Raw genomic sequence first — 15,975 nt, 5'->3', positions numbered from 1 at the left:
GCGGGGCGCTTCGTCACGTCATCAAAGCGCGGGCTTCGCCGCCGCGCCCGATTCGGTGGCCGGCTCGCCGGCCGGGCCGTAGGCGGCCTGCGCGGCTTTCTGCTCCGCGAGACGCTTCGTCTGAAGTCGTTCCTGTGCCGCCATGATGTCCTCCGGATAGTTGCCGACTTCACCGCGCGCCGGGTTGAAGCCCACCGACTCGAGATCGATCAGCTCCTGCAGCACCTGCGCGCGCGTGACGGGCGACTTCGGCGACTGGGCGAACGACAGGGCCGGTGCGGCAAGCAGGACGGCAGCGGCGGCGGTAACGACGAGCGATTTCACGAGGTTCTCCTGGGTACGGGGTAGGTGGCCGGGTCGACGCGCGATGCGTGACCCTGACCTTCGATGGCAGTCTACGCAGCGCCCGCGCGCGTAAAAACCCCGATTCCAGGCAGGCTGCCTTGCAGAAGGAACAACATTGGCGCAACGACTGCGGCGAACGAACCCGCCTGCGAACGCGGGTTCATAGCCGACGGGCGACGTTGCGCCACACGAATCAGAACCGCGTGCGCATGCCGATCGCGCCGACGATCTGGTTCGGTGTGCTCGATGCGCCACCCGACCCGTTGATGAACGCCTGATAGCCGCGTCCCGACGCATGCTGGTACATCGCCTCCGCGTACACGTCGGTGCGACGCGACAGTTTGTACACGGCTTGCAGGTCGACCTGGTGCCACTTCGGATCGGTACCGTGCTTGCTGTCGGGGTTCGACACGCTGGCGTCCGTGTACACGTAGGCCGCGCCGAGGCTGACCGCCGGCGTCACCGCATAGCGCACGTTCACGTCGTAGTTGTTGAACGCGATCTGGCCGCTGGAGCCGAACGAACCCGTGTTGTCGTACTGCGAGCGCGTATAGACGAAGCCGACGGTCGCCGGGCCGAACACGTAGCTGATGCCGCCGCCGTACGTGCGCATGCGGTCCGAGCCGATCGACCAGCCGCCCTGGTTCACGCTCTTCGCCTCGGCCGCATCGGTCGCGCCGGGGCTGGCGCTCGTCGAGCCCTTCGTGCCGTTCATCTGCAGGTACGCGCCGGCCAGCTTCAACGGGCCGTTCGTGTAGCTCGCCGCGACGCTGTACGCGCGGTTGGCGCTGAAGTTCGTCGAGTTGGAGAATGCGTACATCGCGCCGGCCTTGAAGCCTGCGACCGTGTCGCTCGTGTACTTGACCGCGTTGTTGATGCGCAGCGAATGGTTCAGGTTGTCGTTATCGAACGGATGCGCGAAGCCCGCATCGCCGAAGTCGCCGGCCGTCGCGGACAGCGGCGCGACGAAGTCGACCATCGTGTCGTACTGGCGGCCGAGCGTCAGCGTGCCGTAGCCATTGCCGCTCAGGCCGACATACGCATGGCGGCCGAACAGCTTGCCGTCCTGGCCGAGTGCACCGTTGTTCGCGTTGAAGCCGTTCTCCAGCACGAACAGCGCCTTCACGCCGCCGCCGAGATCCTCGGTGCCGCGCAGGCCGAAGCGGCTGCCGTTGATCGTGCCGGTGCTCAGGCGCCACAGCGATGCGCCGCCCGCGTTGTTGGTGTACGCGATGCCGGCGTCGATCAGGCCGTATAGCGTGACCGAGCTTTGCGCGTGGGCGAGCGGGGCGAACAGCGCGGCGGTGCATGCGCCGGCGATGAAGGTTTTTTTCATGGAAAGGCTCCTGCGTGTGGGACCGGGGTCAAAAGTTCGGCGCAAGTATAGGAATGCACCGCGTGCTCAAGACCGCCTGACGTTGCGAGCGCACCTTTCCGGATCCGGCAAGAGTCCTTCACAAAACTGACACGACGTGCCGAGCGCGCCCGACGCCGGCCGTTTTTGCGCGATCGCGCACGGGCGGCATCGGTTCGACGCAGGCCGGCTGTCGTGCCGTTGCAACATGTGCGTTGCGTGGCGCGGCGGTTGATCGGCACGGTCGACGCGCGGAGAATGAGTCGCTCGCGCCCACGACCGGAGACACACGATGTCCCAGCCCGACCGCCATCCGCCGATCAGCGTCGCCGTGTACTACCGCGATCCGAATGCCGCACTCGAATGGCTCGAGCGCGCGTTCGGCTTCGCGCGCGGGATCGTCGTCCGTACCGCCGACGGCCAGGTCACGCATGCGGAGCTCACCCATCGCGGTGGTGTCGTGATGATCGGCGGGCATTGGGCCGATTTTGTCGCGAGCCCGCAGGAGATCGGCGGCAGGAACACGCAAAGCGTGCACGTGCAGCTTGCCGACGGCGTCGACGCGCATTGCGAACACGCGCGGCAGGCCGGTGCGGAAATCCTGCAGGAACCGGCCGACCAGTTCTATGGCGACCGCACATATCGCGCACGCGATCCGGAGCAGCACGTGTGGACGTTCGGCCAGCACGTGCGGGACGTGACGCCCGAGCAAGCGGCTGCCGAAACCGGCCTGACGTTCGAAGGCTGGTCCTGAAGCGCGACGCGTGCGTGCATCGACGCTTGCCATTCATCCTCGTCGATCGGATCACGCGGCCAACTGCTGTCTGCCGTTGAGTATTCAAAAAACGCATGAGTCGATTCGAAAAATACGTTTGTCTCATGAGAGGCTCAGGCCTACGATGCGGTCCTGACGACGGCGCGCGTGTTGCGCGCCGTCTTTTCGATCCCCGTTCACCCACCCCATGCGCCTCGATCTCCCGTCCACTCCCGTATCCTCTCCGCCGCCTGCCAGCCCGTTCGCGCGTGTGGCCGTCGTCACGATCCTGACCGGTGTCGGCGCGGGGCTCGGCGGCATGCTGCTCGCGCTGTTGCTGCATGCGATCCAGCACGTTGCGTACGGCTACAGCGTCGCACACGTGATCGGCACCGAGAGCTTCCTCACCGGCGTGACCGGTGCCGATCCGCTGCGCCGGCTCGCGGTGCTGATCGTCTGCGGGATCGTTGCCGGCGGCGGCTGGTGGGCGCTTTACCGGTACGGCCGGCCGCTGGTCAGCATTCGCCGCGCGGTGCGCGCGGCCGATCCGCGGATGCCGTTCGTCAGCACGACGATTCACGCGCTGCTGCAGATCGTGACCGTCGCGCTTGGCTCGCCGCTCGGCCGCGAAGTCGCGCCGCGCGAGATCGGCTCGCTGCTCGCCGGGCGGCTTGCGCATCGCGCGGGGCTCACGCCCGACGACTGCCGGCTGATGGTCGCGTGCGGCGCCGGCGCGGGCCTTGCGGCTGTCTATAACGTGCCGCTCGGCGGTGCGATCTTCGTGCTCGAAGTGCTGCTCGGCACGTTCGAACTGCGTGCGCTGATCGTCGCGGTCGTGACGTCGGCAATTGCCGCGGCCGTCGCATGGATCGGCCTTGGTAACGAACACCAGTACACGGTGCCGGCCTTCGCGCTGAGCACGCCGCTGGTCGCATGGTCGATCGTCTGCGGGCCGTTGTTCGGTTTCGCCGCGTACGGCTTCGTGCGGCTCACGACCCGTGCGCGGGCGAACGCGCCGAAGGACTGGCGGCTGCCGGTGTTCGCGTTCGTCAACTTCGCGGTGATCGGCGTGCTCGCGATGTGGTTGCCGCAACTGCTCGGCAACGGCAAGGGCCCGGCGTCGCTGGGCTTCGACGGCACGCTGACGATCGGTCTCGCGGCGGCGCTGCTCGTGCTGAAGGTGCTGATCGAGGCCGGCAGCCTGCGGGCCGGCGCGGAGGGCGGGCTGCTGACGCCGGGCCTCGCGAACGGCGCGCTGCTCGGCGTCGTGCTCGGCGGGCTGTGGAGCCTCGTGTGGCCGGGCGCGTCGATCGGCGGATGTGCGCTCGTCGGCGCGACCGCGTTTCTCGCCGCGTCGATGCAGATGCCGATCACGGCCGTCGTGCTGCTGCTCGAATTCACGCGTGCGGATCACGACAGCCTCGTGCCGATGCTGCTTGCCGTGGCAGGGTCGCTCGTGGCGTACCGGTTCGCGCAGCGGCTGGCCGAGGGGCGGGCGAGTGCGGTTGCGGCAGTGAGCATGTCTACGACGGCAGCCCGCTAACGCGCGGTCATCCGTCATCTTCGCAGGCGGCGCCGATCGCGTCGCCTGTCGCCGTTGTCGTCCCCGTTTTCCCGGTCGCGCCACCACACGATCGCCGCCGCGCACTCCAAAGCGCGTTCTCCGGTTCTGTGCAAGAATCCGCGCGTTTCCGCGTACCCACCAACAACGACACACGCGGACGTCCCTATCAGGAAACGAGGAGCACAACTTGATTCAGCGCATTTCCCGCTTCTTCACGCAGGTGGTTCACCGCGTGTTGCCCGACCCGTTGATTTTCGCGATCCTGCTGACGATCGTCACGTTCGCGCTCGCGTTCGGCCTCACGCCGAATACACCGGCGCAGCTCACGACGATGTGGGGTTCGGGTTTCTGGAACCTGCTCGCGTTCTCGATGCAGATGGTGATGATCCTCGTCACGGGTCATGCACTCGCGAGCTCGCCGCCCGTCAAGCGCATGCTCGTCGCGCTCGCGAGCACCGCACGCACGCCGGGCCAGGGCGTGATGCTCGTCGCGTTCGTCGGCGCGCTCGCCTGTGCGATCAACTGGGGCTTCGGCCTCGTGCTCGGTGCGATGCTCGCACGCGAAGTCGCGCGCCGCGTGGCCGGCAGCGATTACCGCCTGCTCGTCGCATCCGCCTACATGGGCTTCCTGAGCTGGCACGGCGGGCTCTCGGGTTCGGTCCCGCTCGTCGCGGCCACGAAGGGCAATCCGATGGAAAAGACCATCGGGCTGATTCCCGTGTCGCACACGATCTTCACCGGCTACAACGCGTTCATCACGATCGGGCTGATCGTGATGTTGCCGTTTCTCGCGCGCATGATGATGCCGAAGCCCGGCGACGTCGTCAGCGTCGATCCGGCGCTGCTCGCCGAGCCGCCGAGCGTCGAGCGCCAGCTCGGGCCCGACGCGACGTTTGCGGAACGGCTGGAAGAGAGCCGCGTGTTGTCGGTCTTCGTCGCGGCGCTGTGCGCGGCGTTTCTCGTGCTGCGTTTCGTGCAGAAGGGCCTCGCGCTCGACATCGACACCGTGAACCTCGCGTTCCTCGCGGCCGGCATCCTGCTGCACCGTACGCCGATGGCCTATGCGCGCGCGGTGGCCGGCGCGGCGCGCGGTGCATCCGGGATTATGATCCAGTTCCCGTTCTACGCAGGCATCCAGGCGCTGATGGATCACTCGGGGCTCGCGGGCGTGATCACGAAGTGGTTCGTCGATATCGCGAACGTGCATACGTTCCCGCTGCTCGCGTTCCTGAGCTCGGCCGTGATCAATTTCGCGGTGCCGTCGGGCGGCGGCCACTGGGTCGTGCAGGGCCCGTTCGTGATGCCGGCCGCGCAGGCGCTCGGCGCCGATCTCGGCAAGGCCGCGATGGCGATCGCGTACGGCGAGGCATGGACCAACATGGCGCAGCCGTTCTGGGCGCTGCCCGCGCTGGCGATCGCCGGGCTCGGCGTGCGCGACATCATGGGGTATTGCGTGACGACGCTGCTGTTCTCGGGCGTCGTGTTTGTGGCGGGGATGTATCTGTTCTGACGGAACGCGGCGCGACACAGGTGGGGTTTGGCGTCCGCATCATGACAAGCGCCGCTGCGCAATGCAGCGGCGCCTCCGTTCCCCGATCGCAGACGCTATTCGAGCGTCCGGATCGAATTGCTGATGCCGCGCGCGCAGTCGATCACGGCCGGCGCGAGCTTGCGGCGCGCGTCATCGAACGTCCAGCGGCTCGTCGGCGCGACCACATGCACGGCCGCGACGGGCTGCCCCTGGCTGCCGAGCACGGGCGCCGCGATCGACATATCGCCGATGAACAGTTCTTCCTGATTAGTGGCATAACCTTCGTGCCGCGCGCTGTCGAGCAGCGCGACGAGCGCGTCGAGCGCCGTGACCGTGCGCGGCGTGTGCGGCGTGCGCGCCATGCCGTCGAGCCGCGCGCGTGCATCGTCGGGCGGCAGCGCACTGAGAAACGCGCGGCCGCTGCCGGTGCAGAACATCGGGATGCGGCTGCCGATCGGCATGTGGATCGGCACGAACTTCGTCGACACGAAACGCGCGACGTACACCATCTCGTCGTCGTCCGGCTCGGTGAGGTTGGTGGTTTCGCCGGTCAGGTTCGTGAGCTCGGACAGGAACGGATTCGCGACGTCGATCAGCGTATCGGCCGCGAGGTAGTTGAAGCCGATCCGCATCACGTGCGGCGTGAGCTGGTAACGCCGCGTGACCGGATGCTTGCGGATATAGCCGAGCTTCTCGAGCGTATAGACCATCCGCTGCGCCGAGCTCTTCGTCATCCCCGCCGCGTCGGCCACCTCCGCAAGCGTCATCGTGCGCCGCTTCGCGCTGAACGCGCGCAGCACGTTCAGCCCTTTCTCCAGCGACTGGTTGAACAGCAGGTCGTTTGACTGATCGGGCGATGTTTCCATGAGCGAGGGCTTGATCGATTCGATATCGCATCATAGCGTATCGAATATCGATACACAAAAATCTATTTGCGATGTTTTTGATTCGTTTTAAGATCGGGTCATCGTCGCAATGTCGATCGGCGACTGGCCGGCGTACCGGATTATTCGAGAAGGAGACACCATGGTTTCGTTCATCAAGCGGTTCGGCGCACTGACCGCCGGTTTCGCCACCTGTATCGCCATTTCCGCGGCATCGGCGGGCGCCGCCGCGGCCGAGCCGACGCTGAAGGTTGGCGCGACGGCCACCGGCGTGCCGTTCACGTTTCTCGACGTCAAGAGCAATTCGATCCAGGGGATGATGGTCGACGCGATCTCCGCGGCCGGGAAATCGGCCGGTTTTCGCGTCGACGTGCAGCAGACCGTGTTCTCGGCGCTTATCCCGTCGCTGACCACGCAGAAGATCGACATCATCTCGGCCGCGATGCTGAAGACGCCGGCGCGCCAGCAGGTCGTCGATTTCTCCGACACGGTCTATTCGTTCGGCGAAGGCCTGATCGTGAAGGCGGACGACCCGGGCCGCTATACGTCGATGGACGATTTCAAGGGGCAGGTGGTCGGCGCGCAGGTCGGCACGGCATTCGTCGACGCGCTCAACAAGAAAGGCATCTTCAAGGAAGTCCGGACCTACGATTCGATCGCCGACATCATGCGCGACGTCGCGCTCGGACGCATCAAGGCGGGCTTCGCCGACCAGCCGATCGTCGCGTACCAGATCGATCACGGCGTCAACCGCCAGGTGCGGCTCGTGCCCGAATACCAGAGCGTCGTGAAGGGGCAGGTCTGCTTCATCGTGCGCAAGGGCGATACCGCGACGCTCGAGCAGCTCAACGGCGCGATCCGCAAGATGAAAAGCGACGGCACGCTGCAGCAGATCCTGCAGAAGTGGCACATGAGCTGAGCGCCGGCCCGCGGTTCCAGGCCGGTACCGCCCGCATCTCGCGGGCACCCATTGCGGCGTGGCGTTTTCCAATCGCATAGGAGACCTCATGTTTTTTCAGAACGCGATCGATTTCCTGCCGATCCTGTTGAAGGGGGCGGTGGTCACGATCGAGATCACGGCATGCGCGTTCGTGCTCAGCTCGGTGCTCGGGCTGGTCCTCGCGCTGTTGAAGGTGTCGCCCAATCGCGCCGTGTCGACGGCCGGCAGCACGATCGTCAACGTGATCCGCGGGCTGCCGATCATCGTGCAGCTGTTCTACATGTACTTCGTGCTGCCCGATCTCGGCGTGCAACTGTCGGCGTTCCAGGCCGGCGTGCTCGGCCTCGGCATCGCGTATTCGGCCTACCAGGCGGAAAACTTCCGCGCCGGCATCGAGGCAATCGACCGCGGCCAGATCGAGGCCGCGCACGCGATCGGCATGCGCGGGCCGATGATCATGCGGCGCGTGGTGCTGCCGCAGGCGTTCCGCATCGCGCTGCCGCCGTACGGCAACACGCTCGTGATGCTGCTGAAGGATTCATCGGTCGCGTCGACGATCACGGTCGCGGAGATCACGCGCGCCGGCCAGTTGATCGCGTCGTCGACGTTCCAGAACATGAGCGTCTATACGCTCGTCGCGCTGCTGTATCTCGCGCTCGGCCTGCCGCTGATGTTCGGCGTGAACCGGCTCGGCAAGCGGCTCGCGCTGAGGAGAAGCGCATGATCCGGATCGACTCGATACACAAGCGCTTCCAGCAGCACGCCGTGCTGAAGGGCGTGAGTCTCGACGTGCAGCAGGGCGAAGTCGTGTGCCTGATCGGGCCGTCGGGCTCGGGCAAATCGACCGTGCTGCGCTGTATCAACGGCTTCGAAACCTACGACGAAGGCTCGATCACGATCGACGGCGTGAAGGTCGATGCGCATTCGAAGCGTATCCACGAGTTGCGGATGCGGGTCGGCATGGTGTTCCAGCGCTTCAACCTGTTTTCGCACCGCACGGCGCTCGAGAACGTGATGGAAGGCCCCGTGCACGTGCGGCGCGTGCCGGCCGCGCAAGCGCGCGAGCAGGCCCGCGCGCTGCTCGACAAGGTCGGGCTCGCGCACCGGATGAATGCGTATCCGTCCGAGCTGTCGGGTGGCCAGCAGCAGCGCGTCGCGATCGCACGCGCGCTCGCGATGGAGCCGCAGGCGATCCTGTTCGACGAGCCGACGTCGGCGCTCGATCCCGAACTCGTCGGCGAAGTGCTCGGCGTGATGCGCGGGCTCGCGCGTGACGGGATGACCATGGTGGTCGTCACGCACGAGATGGGGTTCGCGCGCGAGGTGGCGGATCGCGTGTGCTTCCTGCACGACGGCACCATCTGCGAAAGCGGACCCGCGCGCGACGTGCTCACGCAGCCGACGCATCCCCGCACGCAGGAATTCCTGCGTCGTCTGCTGGCGTCGGACGGCGCCGCCAACCCGGATCGAACATGAGCGAAAGGAACGCGGTACCCGCATGGCCCGACTCCCGGTGGCCGGATTCGCTGTGGGCGGCGACGGCCGCGCCGGCACCCGACACTCCCGCGCTCGATGCGTCCGCGTCGTGCGACGTGGCGATCGTCGGTGCCGGCTTCACCGGGCTGTCGACCGCGCTCCACCTCGCTGAACGCGGTGTGAAGGTGCGCGTCATCGACGGCGCGCAGCCGGGCTGGGGTGCGTCGGGCCGTAACGGCGGGCAAGTAATCCCCGGGCTGAAATACGACCCCGACGAACTGATCCGCCGGTTCGGCGACGAGGCCGGCGAGCAGCTTGCCTGCGTGGCCGGCGGCGCGGCCGACACGGTGTTCGACCTGATCGCGCGGCATGCGATCGACTGCGATGCGCGTCGCGGCGGCTGGATCCAGCCGGCGCCGACCGCCGCGATGCTCGAGACGGTCGCGCGTCGCGCGCAGCAGTGGGCCGCGCGCGGTGCACCGGTTGAAGTGCTCGGCCGCGACGACGTCGCGCGGCGGCTCGGCACGCACGCCTACGCGGGCGGCTGGATCGATCGCCGCGCAGGCAGCGTGCAGCCGCTCAGCTATACGCGCGGCCTCGTGCGTGCCGCACAGGCGAGCGGGGTGGGCGTGCACGGGCTGACGCGCGCCGTCGGGCTGACGCGTGCCGACGGCCGCTGGCGGATCGCGACGGCCGGCGGTGCGACGCTGACGGCCGATCGCGTCGTGATCGCGACCAACGGTTACACGGACGGGCTGTGGCCCGGCTTGCGCCAGTCGGTGATCGCCGCGAACAGTTTCATCGTCGCGACGCAGCCGCTCGCGCCGGATCTCGGCCGCGACATTCTCGCCGGCGGCGAGGTCGCGTCGGATGCGCGGCGCCTGCTGCTGTACTTTCGCCGCGACGCGGCCGGCCGCCTGCTGATGGGCGGCCGCGGCCCGTTCGCGGACCCGCGCGCGACGAGCGACTGGCGCCATCTCGAGCGTGCAACGACGCTGCTGTATCCGCAATTGAAGGGTGTCCGGTTCGAATACCGTTGGGCGGGGCGTGTCGCGATCACCGCGGATTTCATGCCACACGTGCACGAGCCCGCGCCGGGCGTGACGATCGCGCTCGGCTACAACGGCCGCGGCATCGCGATGGCGACGACACTCGGCAAGCATCTGGCCGCGCACCTGTCGGGCGATGCGCAACTGCCGCTGCCGTTCCGCGCCACGCCGATCCGGCCGATTCCGTTTCACGGGCTGCAGCGCTTCTATATCGCTGCCGGGGTGGCCTGGTATCGGCTGCTCGACAGCCTTTCCTGACGGGGCGTGGCCGCGAGTCGCCATCCGTGATCCGATCGGGCAGAATCGACACTCCCGGATTCCGCAGACAGATGCCGCATGACCGACCCGAACGATCCCCTCGGCCGTCGCGCGTACGCGAGCTTCGCACAACGCTATGCGGACATCGCGCCGACCAAGGCGCATAACGCACTCTATGAACGTCCGGCGACGATGGCGCTGCTCGGCGACGTCGACGGCCTGACGGTGCTCGACGCCGGCTGCGGGCCCGGCATCTGCAGCGAGCACCTCGCGCACCAAGGCGCGACCGTGCATGCATTCGACGTCACGCCGGAGATGGTCGCGCTCGCGAGAACGCGCTGCGCAGGCCTCGCGGTCGACGTGGTGGAAGGCGATCTGGAGGCGCCGCTCGCCTGGCTGCCCGACCAGTCAGTCGACAAGGTGCTGTGCTCGCTCGCGCTCGACTACGTGCGCGATCTCGCGCCGACGCTGCGCGAATTCCGGCGCGTCGCGCGGCCCGGTGCAACGCTCGTGTTCTCGATGGCGCATCCGATGCGCGACTGGATGGATGAGCGCACGCGCGGGGAGGGCACGTATTTCGACACGTCCCGCTTCGGCTTCCACTGGTCGGGGTTCGGCGAGCCGAGGCCCTATGTCGAGGCCTGGCGGCGGCCGCTCGCCGACATCCTGAACGCGGTCGCCGACGGCGGCTGGCGGCTCGACCGGTTCGTCGAACCGAAGCCGCTGCCGGAGATGAAGGCCGCGTCGGAACGGCTCCATGCGGAGCTGTCGCTGGCACCGGCCTTCCTGTGCATCCGCGCGCGCCGCTGACGCGGCGGGGCGGTCAACCGGCACTCAGTGCCGCACCGGTTCGTCGTTCAGCGTGCCGAGGAACGCTTCGATATCCTTGATATCCTGCGCCGTCATCGCGGGTTTGTCGCCCGCCTTGCGATCGAACGGCGCATCGGTCACGTCGACGTTCGCGCGATATTTCGGCGGGATGTCGTCGTACTCGTCGACCTTGCCGTCCGCGCCGCGTGAATAGAACTTCTGCGGCGAGATGCTGCGCTCGTTGTAGAACGCCATCACCTGGTCGAGCGTGTGGAACACGCCGTTGTGGAAGAACACATGGCGCGTCGCCGAGTTGCGCAGCGTCGGCGTGAGGAACATCGCGCAATACTGCGTCTGGTCCTTCAGGTCGTCGCGGAACGGCCCGCACACGCCGAGGTCGTAGAACGCCGGGTTGCGGTTCTGCGCCAGCTCCTTGTTACGCGGCGCGCCGAGCGCCTCGTACTGGTAATCGGTGAACATCGGCGGCAACCCGTCCTTTCCGGGCTTCGACAGGTGACAGCCCGCGCAATTCGCCTTGTCCGGATCGTTGAACAGGCGCAGCCCGCGCAACTCGGCCTGCGACAGGCGTGCCCGGCCTTCGAGCCAGCGGTCGTACTTGCTGTTGTACGGATGGAACGACGGATCCTCGACCTGGTAACGCGCGATCGCGAACATCGCCTCCGACACCGCGAGCTGCGGGCTGTCGAACACGCGCGCGCCGAACAGCTGCTCGAGCTGCGCGCGGTGCGACGACTGCGCGAGCTTGTGCGCCACGTCGTCTATGCTCGCGTTCGCCATCTCGACCGGATTCAACAGCGGGCCGAACGCCTGCTGCTGCAGCGTATCGGCGCGGCCGTCCCAGAACATCCCGCCCTGCGGCACGAGCTGCGGCGCGGCCGACGTGCCGGCCACCTTCTGCGCCTTGACGACGCCGGCTGCCGACGCGGCCTGCTGCGCGACGCTCGGCGCGGCGTCGTTTTCACCGGCATCGGGGCCGATGCTGAAATTCGGTTGACGGTACAGGTACATCAGCGATGGCGGCGGGCGATAGCCCTTCTGCGTCATCGCGAGGCCGCCCGGCTGCACGTCGAGCGCATTCGGCGGGCCATACGCATGATCGGGGCTGTGGCACGACGCGCACGACTGCTTGCCCGACGCGGACAGCGACGGATCGAGGAACAGCGCGCGCCCGAGTTGCGCGACCGCCGACAGCGGCTGCGCGGCGGGCCGCTGCAGCACGACCGGATGCGGGTTCGCGCCCGTCCAGTCGGCGACGACGGTGCCGATCGCCGCCGGCACCTGCGCGGGGAACGCGATCGCGAACGCGCCGTAGCCGAGCACGGCCGCGCCGAGCACGAACGCCGCGCGGCGCAGCAGGCGGGAAGGGGCGCGCGGCGCGGGGGTGCCGGAGGCGTCGGGAGACGGGAACGCGGGGCGAGCTGTCATGCTGTCGGTCTGAAATCGGGCGCCGCACGAGGCGGCGCATTAAATGGAAACGGCCGGCGCGTGATGCGCCGGCCTGTGGTCACTGCACGCCGGTCAGATCGCCGGTGCCGCGCTCAATGCGGTGCCGAGCGTCGGGTCGAGGTACAGCGGCGTCGTGTTCGGCTTCGACGTGAAGTCGAACAGCCCGCGCAGGTCGCCTGCCGTCGCATCGAACGAACCGCCGCCGATGCGCTGGCCGCCGAGCCAGTTGTCCTCGATGAAGCGCACGACGGACGACTGGTCGATCATCGTGTGGTCGACGTAGTTCTGCTTCGCGTACGGCGAGATCACGATCAGCGGAATCCGCACGCCCGGGCCGCAGCGGCCGTTCACGGTCGAGCCGTTCACGCCGGTGGTGCCGCCGGTGCCGCACTTGCCGCTGCCGTTGACCTGGTCGACCGGGTCCGACGACGAGCGGGTCGGCGCCGTGTACACGTGGTCGTACCAGCCGTCCGAATCGTCATACGTGACGATCACGGCCGTGTTCTGCCAGTCCGGCTGCTGCTGCAGGAAGTTGACGACCTTCGTCACGAACGCCTGCTCGTCGAGCGGATCCGAATAACCCGCGTGCGCATCCTGTGCGGCCGGTGCCTTCAGGTAGCTGACCGACGGGAAGTTGCCGGCCTTCACGGCGGCGAAGAAGTCGTCCGTGTCGTACTGGTGGTTCGCGGGTTCGGCGGTCTTGCCGTCGGTCTGGACGCTCGAACCGATCGCTGCGACCGAGCTCGGGCGCGTGTGCTGCGGGTTCGACGTCGACGCGTAGTACTGGAACCAGTTGTGGTGCGGGATGTAGTCCGACGTCGCGGCGTTCACGGCGGTGGCGACCGTGCTGCGGCTGCAGCCCGTCGTGCCGTTGCTGTTGGTCGTCGACAGGTTGAAGCCGCCCATGAAGCCGCCCCACGAGATCTTCGCGCTGTTCAGCAGGTCGCCGATGTTCTTGCCGCTCATCAACGCCTGGTCGGTCGTGCTCGAGCACACGTCGTTGCCCGGGTCGACGTCGTTGATCATCGTGAGGCCGCCCGCGCCGTCATTGATGTAGTACGAGCTCTTCGCGAGCGTCGACGGCTGCGCGGACGACTTGACGATCTGCATCCCGTTGGTCTGGCCCGACACGACGTTCAGCGCGCCCGGCGTCGACGGACCGTACGACGTCGTGTACATGTTGTCGCTCATCGCGAAGCGCTGCGCGTAGTTCCACAGCGCCGTCACGGTGTTGCCGTCGAAGTAGCCCATCACCTGGCCCTTCGTGCCGAACGCGCCGGCGCCGCCGGACGAGCCCTTGCCGGTGTATTTCGGGAACAGGTCGGCGAGGCCGTTGTCCTCGGCTTGCTGCTCGGCCGTGTACGCGTGGTTCTGGTCGGCGGTCGCGGCCTGCGTGCGGTCGAGGCGGAACGGGTTCGCGGCGTCGGTGCCGTTGATCGTGTTCGTGAAGTTCGGGTTCGCGGTGAGCAGCGTGCCCGTCAGGCCATTGGGCGTCGGCGTGCCGGCCTTGGCGGTGAATGCCGGTTCGCCCGACGGGTTCGACGCGTTCGGGTAGGTGCCGAAGTAGTGGTCGAACGAGATGTTTTCACCATAGATCACGACGACGTGCTTGATCGGCGTGGCGGTCTGCAGCGCGTCCTGCGACGACACGGCGGGTGTCGACGTCGGATCGCTGCCGCCGCAGGCGAACAGCGCGAGCGCCGCGGCAGCGCAGGCGGTGACAAGCAAGGCTTGACGGAACATCGGGAAACTCCAGGTAAGGTCTTCGATGGTGGAGAGCGGCCCCGTCGCCGTGTCGGTTCGGCGCGGAGCTCGTGAGAGAGCACGCGCATTGGAACAGTCGCGTATGAAGATATGGGGACGGAGTGATTTCGCAACGATTGCGCTGCGGTATCGATTTCATTACGGCGCAGCGGCAAGCGAAAGAGAACGGAAAGGGGCAGACTGCACGCCACCTCAGTGACACATTCCACGGCGCGCGCGGCCGTTGCCGCGGATGCCATGCGGGGCGGGCGAAAGGGCTCGGTCGGCCGGTGCGCGCATTCCGCCGCGCGGGCCCTGTTTTTGACAATCGGGTGACGGATTCATACGATGAACGCCTTGCGGCGACGACTTCGCGTTGCCGACCGTCAGCGAGTATTCAGCGTGCCGATCCCCGTTCTGTTTGCCGTTCTGTGTGCCGCATTCCTGCATGCATCGTGGAATGCACTGGTCCGCAGCAGCGGCGACCGGCTGCGCTCGGCCACGGTGCTGCAGATCGCAATCGGGCTGTTCGCGCTGCTGTTCCTGCCGGCCGCCGCGCCGATCACGCCCGCGAGCTGGCTGTGTGTCGTCGCTTCGGCCGTGATCCACGTCGTCTATACGCTGCTGCTCGTGCGTGCGTACGAGCACGGCGACCTGACCGTCGCGTACCCGGTCGCGCGCGGCACCGCGCCGCTGCTCGTCACGCTCGGCGCGGCGGCATTCGCGGGCGAGCACCTGAACGCCGGCGCGCAAGCCGGGCTCGTGCTGATCTGCGCGGGCATCATGGCGATCGGGCTCGAACGCGGGCGCGGCGCGAAGCACCGGATGATGCAGGTGCTGCCGACCGCGTTCGCGACCGGCGTGTCGATCGCCGCGTATAGCGTGGTCGACGGGATCGGCGTGCGGGAGAGCGGCAACACGGTCGGTTATACCGCGTGGATGTTCGTGTTGACGGGCGGAATGATGGCGGCGTACTACCGGCTGCGCGCAGGGCCGCTGCGCCTGACGCAGGAGGTCGGCGAGACGGCCAAGGCCGCCTGCGGCGGCGTGTTCGCGGCGCTGGCGTACGGCATCGTGATCTGGGCGATGGATCGCGCGCCGATGGGCCCCGTGTCGGCGCTGAGGGAGACGAGCGTGGTATTCGCGGCGTTGATCGCGCGCGTGTATCTCGGCGAGCGGCTGACGCCGCGCCGTGCGGCCGGCTGCGCGGTGATCGCGGCCGGCGCGCTGCTGATCAGCGCGTTCGAAGCGGTGCGCTGAACGCGCGGGCAGAACGGGCCGGGCGCGCGGCCCGGTGCATCAGCTTTCGACCGGCATCGCGCTCGTGCACTTGATCTCGTCGAGGCACACGCTCGAATGCACACCGCTCACGCCGGGAATCCGCATCAGCGTTTCGAGCAGGAACCGGGACAGCCCCTTCAGGTCGTGCGCGACGACCTTCAGCACGTAGTCGATATCGCCCGTCACCGAGAAACATTCCTGGATCTGCGCGAGATCGGACACCAGTTTCTGGAACTTCGACAGGTCGCGGATATGCCCGCGTTCCATCGTCACGTGCACGAATGCGGTGACGCCGAAGCCGAGCGTGTCGGGGCAGAGCCGGGTTTCGTAGCGGCGGATCGCGCCGATTTCTTCCAGCCGCCGGTGGCGCCGCAGCGTCTGCGCGGGCGACAGGCCGACGGCCTTCGCGAGTTCGAGGTTCGACGCGCGGCCGTTCTCCTGCAGGATCGAAAGCAGATGGCGGTCGATGCGGTCGAGAGCCGGTTCTGGCATTTTGTTTCCTCTTTTGTCTCCTGGATG

General features: G+C 67.5%; 15 protein-coding genes. 9 read left to right on the top strand and 6 right to left on the bottom strand.

Going from position 1 to position 15,975, the window contains the following annotated elements; translation table 11 throughout:
* Positions 1-21: 21 nt before the first annotated feature.
* The gene (locus tag ACTRWB_RS09970) at positions 22-324 is read right to left on the bottom strand and encodes a DUF4148 domain-containing protein (RefSeq protein ID WP_446901769.1); all 303 of its coding nucleotides are present in this window, start codon (positions 322-324) and stop codon (positions 22-24) included.
* Positions 325-538: 214 nt separating this feature from the next.
* Complete coding sequence (locus ACTRWB_RS09965) at positions 539-1,681, bottom strand: porin (protein WP_412024606.1); 1,143 nt, start codon at positions 1,679-1,681, stop codon at positions 539-541.
* A 310-nt stretch (positions 1,682-1,991) separates the two neighbouring features.
* On the opposite strand from ACTRWB_RS09965, the gene ACTRWB_RS09960 reads away from it, so the two are divergent.
* The 3 genes from ACTRWB_RS09960 (at position 1,992) to ACTRWB_RS09950 (ending at position 5,527) form a co-directional block, all read left to right on the top strand.
* Positions 1,992-2,453, top strand: a complete 462-nt coding sequence (locus tag ACTRWB_RS09960; protein WP_446901768.1) for a VOC family protein — start codon at positions 1,992-1,994, stop codon at positions 2,451-2,453.
* A gap of 208 nt (positions 2,454-2,661) precedes the next feature.
* Positions 2,662-3,996: a chloride channel protein gene (locus ACTRWB_RS09955; RefSeq protein ID WP_446901767.1), complete on the top strand. Its 1,335-nt coding sequence runs from the start codon at positions 2,662-2,664 to the stop codon at positions 3,994-3,996.
* A 208-nt stretch (positions 3,997-4,204) separates the two neighbouring features.
* Positions 4,205-5,527 (top strand): TIGR00366 family protein, encoded by a 1,323-nt coding sequence (locus ACTRWB_RS09950; RefSeq protein WP_446901766.1) that lies wholly within the window; start codon positions 4,205-4,207, stop codon positions 5,525-5,527.
* A gap of 95 nt (positions 5,528-5,622) precedes the next feature.
* Here the strand turns inward: ACTRWB_RS09950 and ACTRWB_RS09945 are convergent, their stop codons facing one another.
* Positions 5,623-6,414 carry an IclR family transcriptional regulator gene (locus ACTRWB_RS09945; RefSeq protein ID WP_412024598.1) on the bottom strand — a complete coding sequence of 264 codons (792 nt, stop codon included), beginning with the start codon at positions 6,412-6,414 and terminating at the stop codon, positions 5,623-5,625.
* A gap of 160 nt (positions 6,415-6,574) precedes the next feature.
* Here ACTRWB_RS09945 and ACTRWB_RS09940 point away from each other — a divergent pair, with 160 nt between their 5' ends.
* The 5 genes from ACTRWB_RS09940 to ACTRWB_RS09920 all read left to right on the top strand — a co-directional run bounded on the left by ACTRWB_RS09940 (position 6,575) and on the right by ACTRWB_RS09920 (position 10,965).
* Positions 6,575-7,351, top strand: a complete 777-nt coding sequence (locus tag ACTRWB_RS09940; RefSeq protein ID WP_446901765.1) for an ABC transporter substrate-binding protein — start codon at positions 6,575-6,577, stop codon at positions 7,349-7,351.
* Positions 7,352-7,439: 88 nt separating this feature from the next.
* Positions 7,440-8,096, top strand: coding sequence for an amino acid ABC transporter permease (locus ACTRWB_RS09935; protein WP_343493832.1), 657 nt, complete (start codon positions 7,440-7,442; stop codon positions 8,094-8,096).
* On the top strand, positions 8,093-8,848 hold the full coding sequence (locus ACTRWB_RS09930) for an amino acid ABC transporter ATP-binding protein (protein WP_129514840.1): 756 nt from the start codon (positions 8,093-8,095) through the stop codon (positions 8,846-8,848). Before ACTRWB_RS09935 ends, ACTRWB_RS09930 begins: the two co-directional genes overlap by 4 nt.
* On the top strand, positions 8,845-10,155 hold the full coding sequence (locus tag ACTRWB_RS09925) for an NAD(P)/FAD-dependent oxidoreductase (RefSeq protein WP_446901764.1): 1,311 nt from the start codon (positions 8,845-8,847) through the stop codon (positions 10,153-10,155). The genes ACTRWB_RS09930 and ACTRWB_RS09925 overlap by 4 nt, the downstream gene beginning before the upstream one ends.
* A gap of 78 nt (positions 10,156-10,233) precedes the next feature.
* Positions 10,234-10,965 (top strand): class I SAM-dependent methyltransferase, encoded by a 732-nt coding sequence (locus ACTRWB_RS09920; RefSeq protein WP_446901763.1) that lies wholly within the window; start codon positions 10,234-10,236, stop codon positions 10,963-10,965.
* A gap of 24 nt (positions 10,966-10,989) precedes the next feature.
* On the opposite strand, the gene ACTRWB_RS09915 is transcribed toward ACTRWB_RS09920, so the two are convergent.
* On the bottom strand, positions 10,990-12,411 hold the full coding sequence (locus ACTRWB_RS09915; RefSeq protein ID WP_446901762.1) for a cytochrome-c peroxidase: 1,422 nt from the start codon (positions 12,409-12,411) through the stop codon (positions 10,990-10,992).
* A gap of 93 nt (positions 12,412-12,504) precedes the next feature.
* On the bottom strand, positions 12,505-14,175 hold the full coding sequence (locus tag ACTRWB_RS09910; RefSeq protein ID WP_446901761.1) for a phospholipase C: 1,671 nt from the start codon (positions 14,173-14,175) through the stop codon (positions 12,505-12,507).
* 348 nt (positions 14,176-14,523) lie between these two features.
* Between ACTRWB_RS09910 and ACTRWB_RS09905 the strand changes: the two genes are divergently transcribed.
* On the top strand, positions 14,524-15,435 hold the full coding sequence (locus ACTRWB_RS09905; RefSeq protein ID WP_419689370.1) for an EamA family transporter: 912 nt from the start codon (positions 14,524-14,526) through the stop codon (positions 15,433-15,435).
* A 39-nt stretch (positions 15,436-15,474) separates the two neighbouring features.
* Here the strand turns inward: ACTRWB_RS09905 and ACTRWB_RS09900 are convergent, their stop codons facing one another.
* Positions 15,475-15,948 carry an Lrp/AsnC family transcriptional regulator gene (locus tag ACTRWB_RS09900; protein ID WP_193100585.1) on the bottom strand — a complete coding sequence of 158 codons (474 nt, stop codon included), beginning with the start codon at positions 15,946-15,948 and terminating at the stop codon, positions 15,475-15,477.
* Positions 15,949-15,975: the final 27 nt, after the last annotated feature.

The sequence above is a fragment of the Burkholderia sp. YIM B11467 genome, from assembly GCF_052952715.1.
Note: the sequence above shows the minus strand (reverse complement) of the source record. Positions and strands in the feature narration are given on the sequence as shown.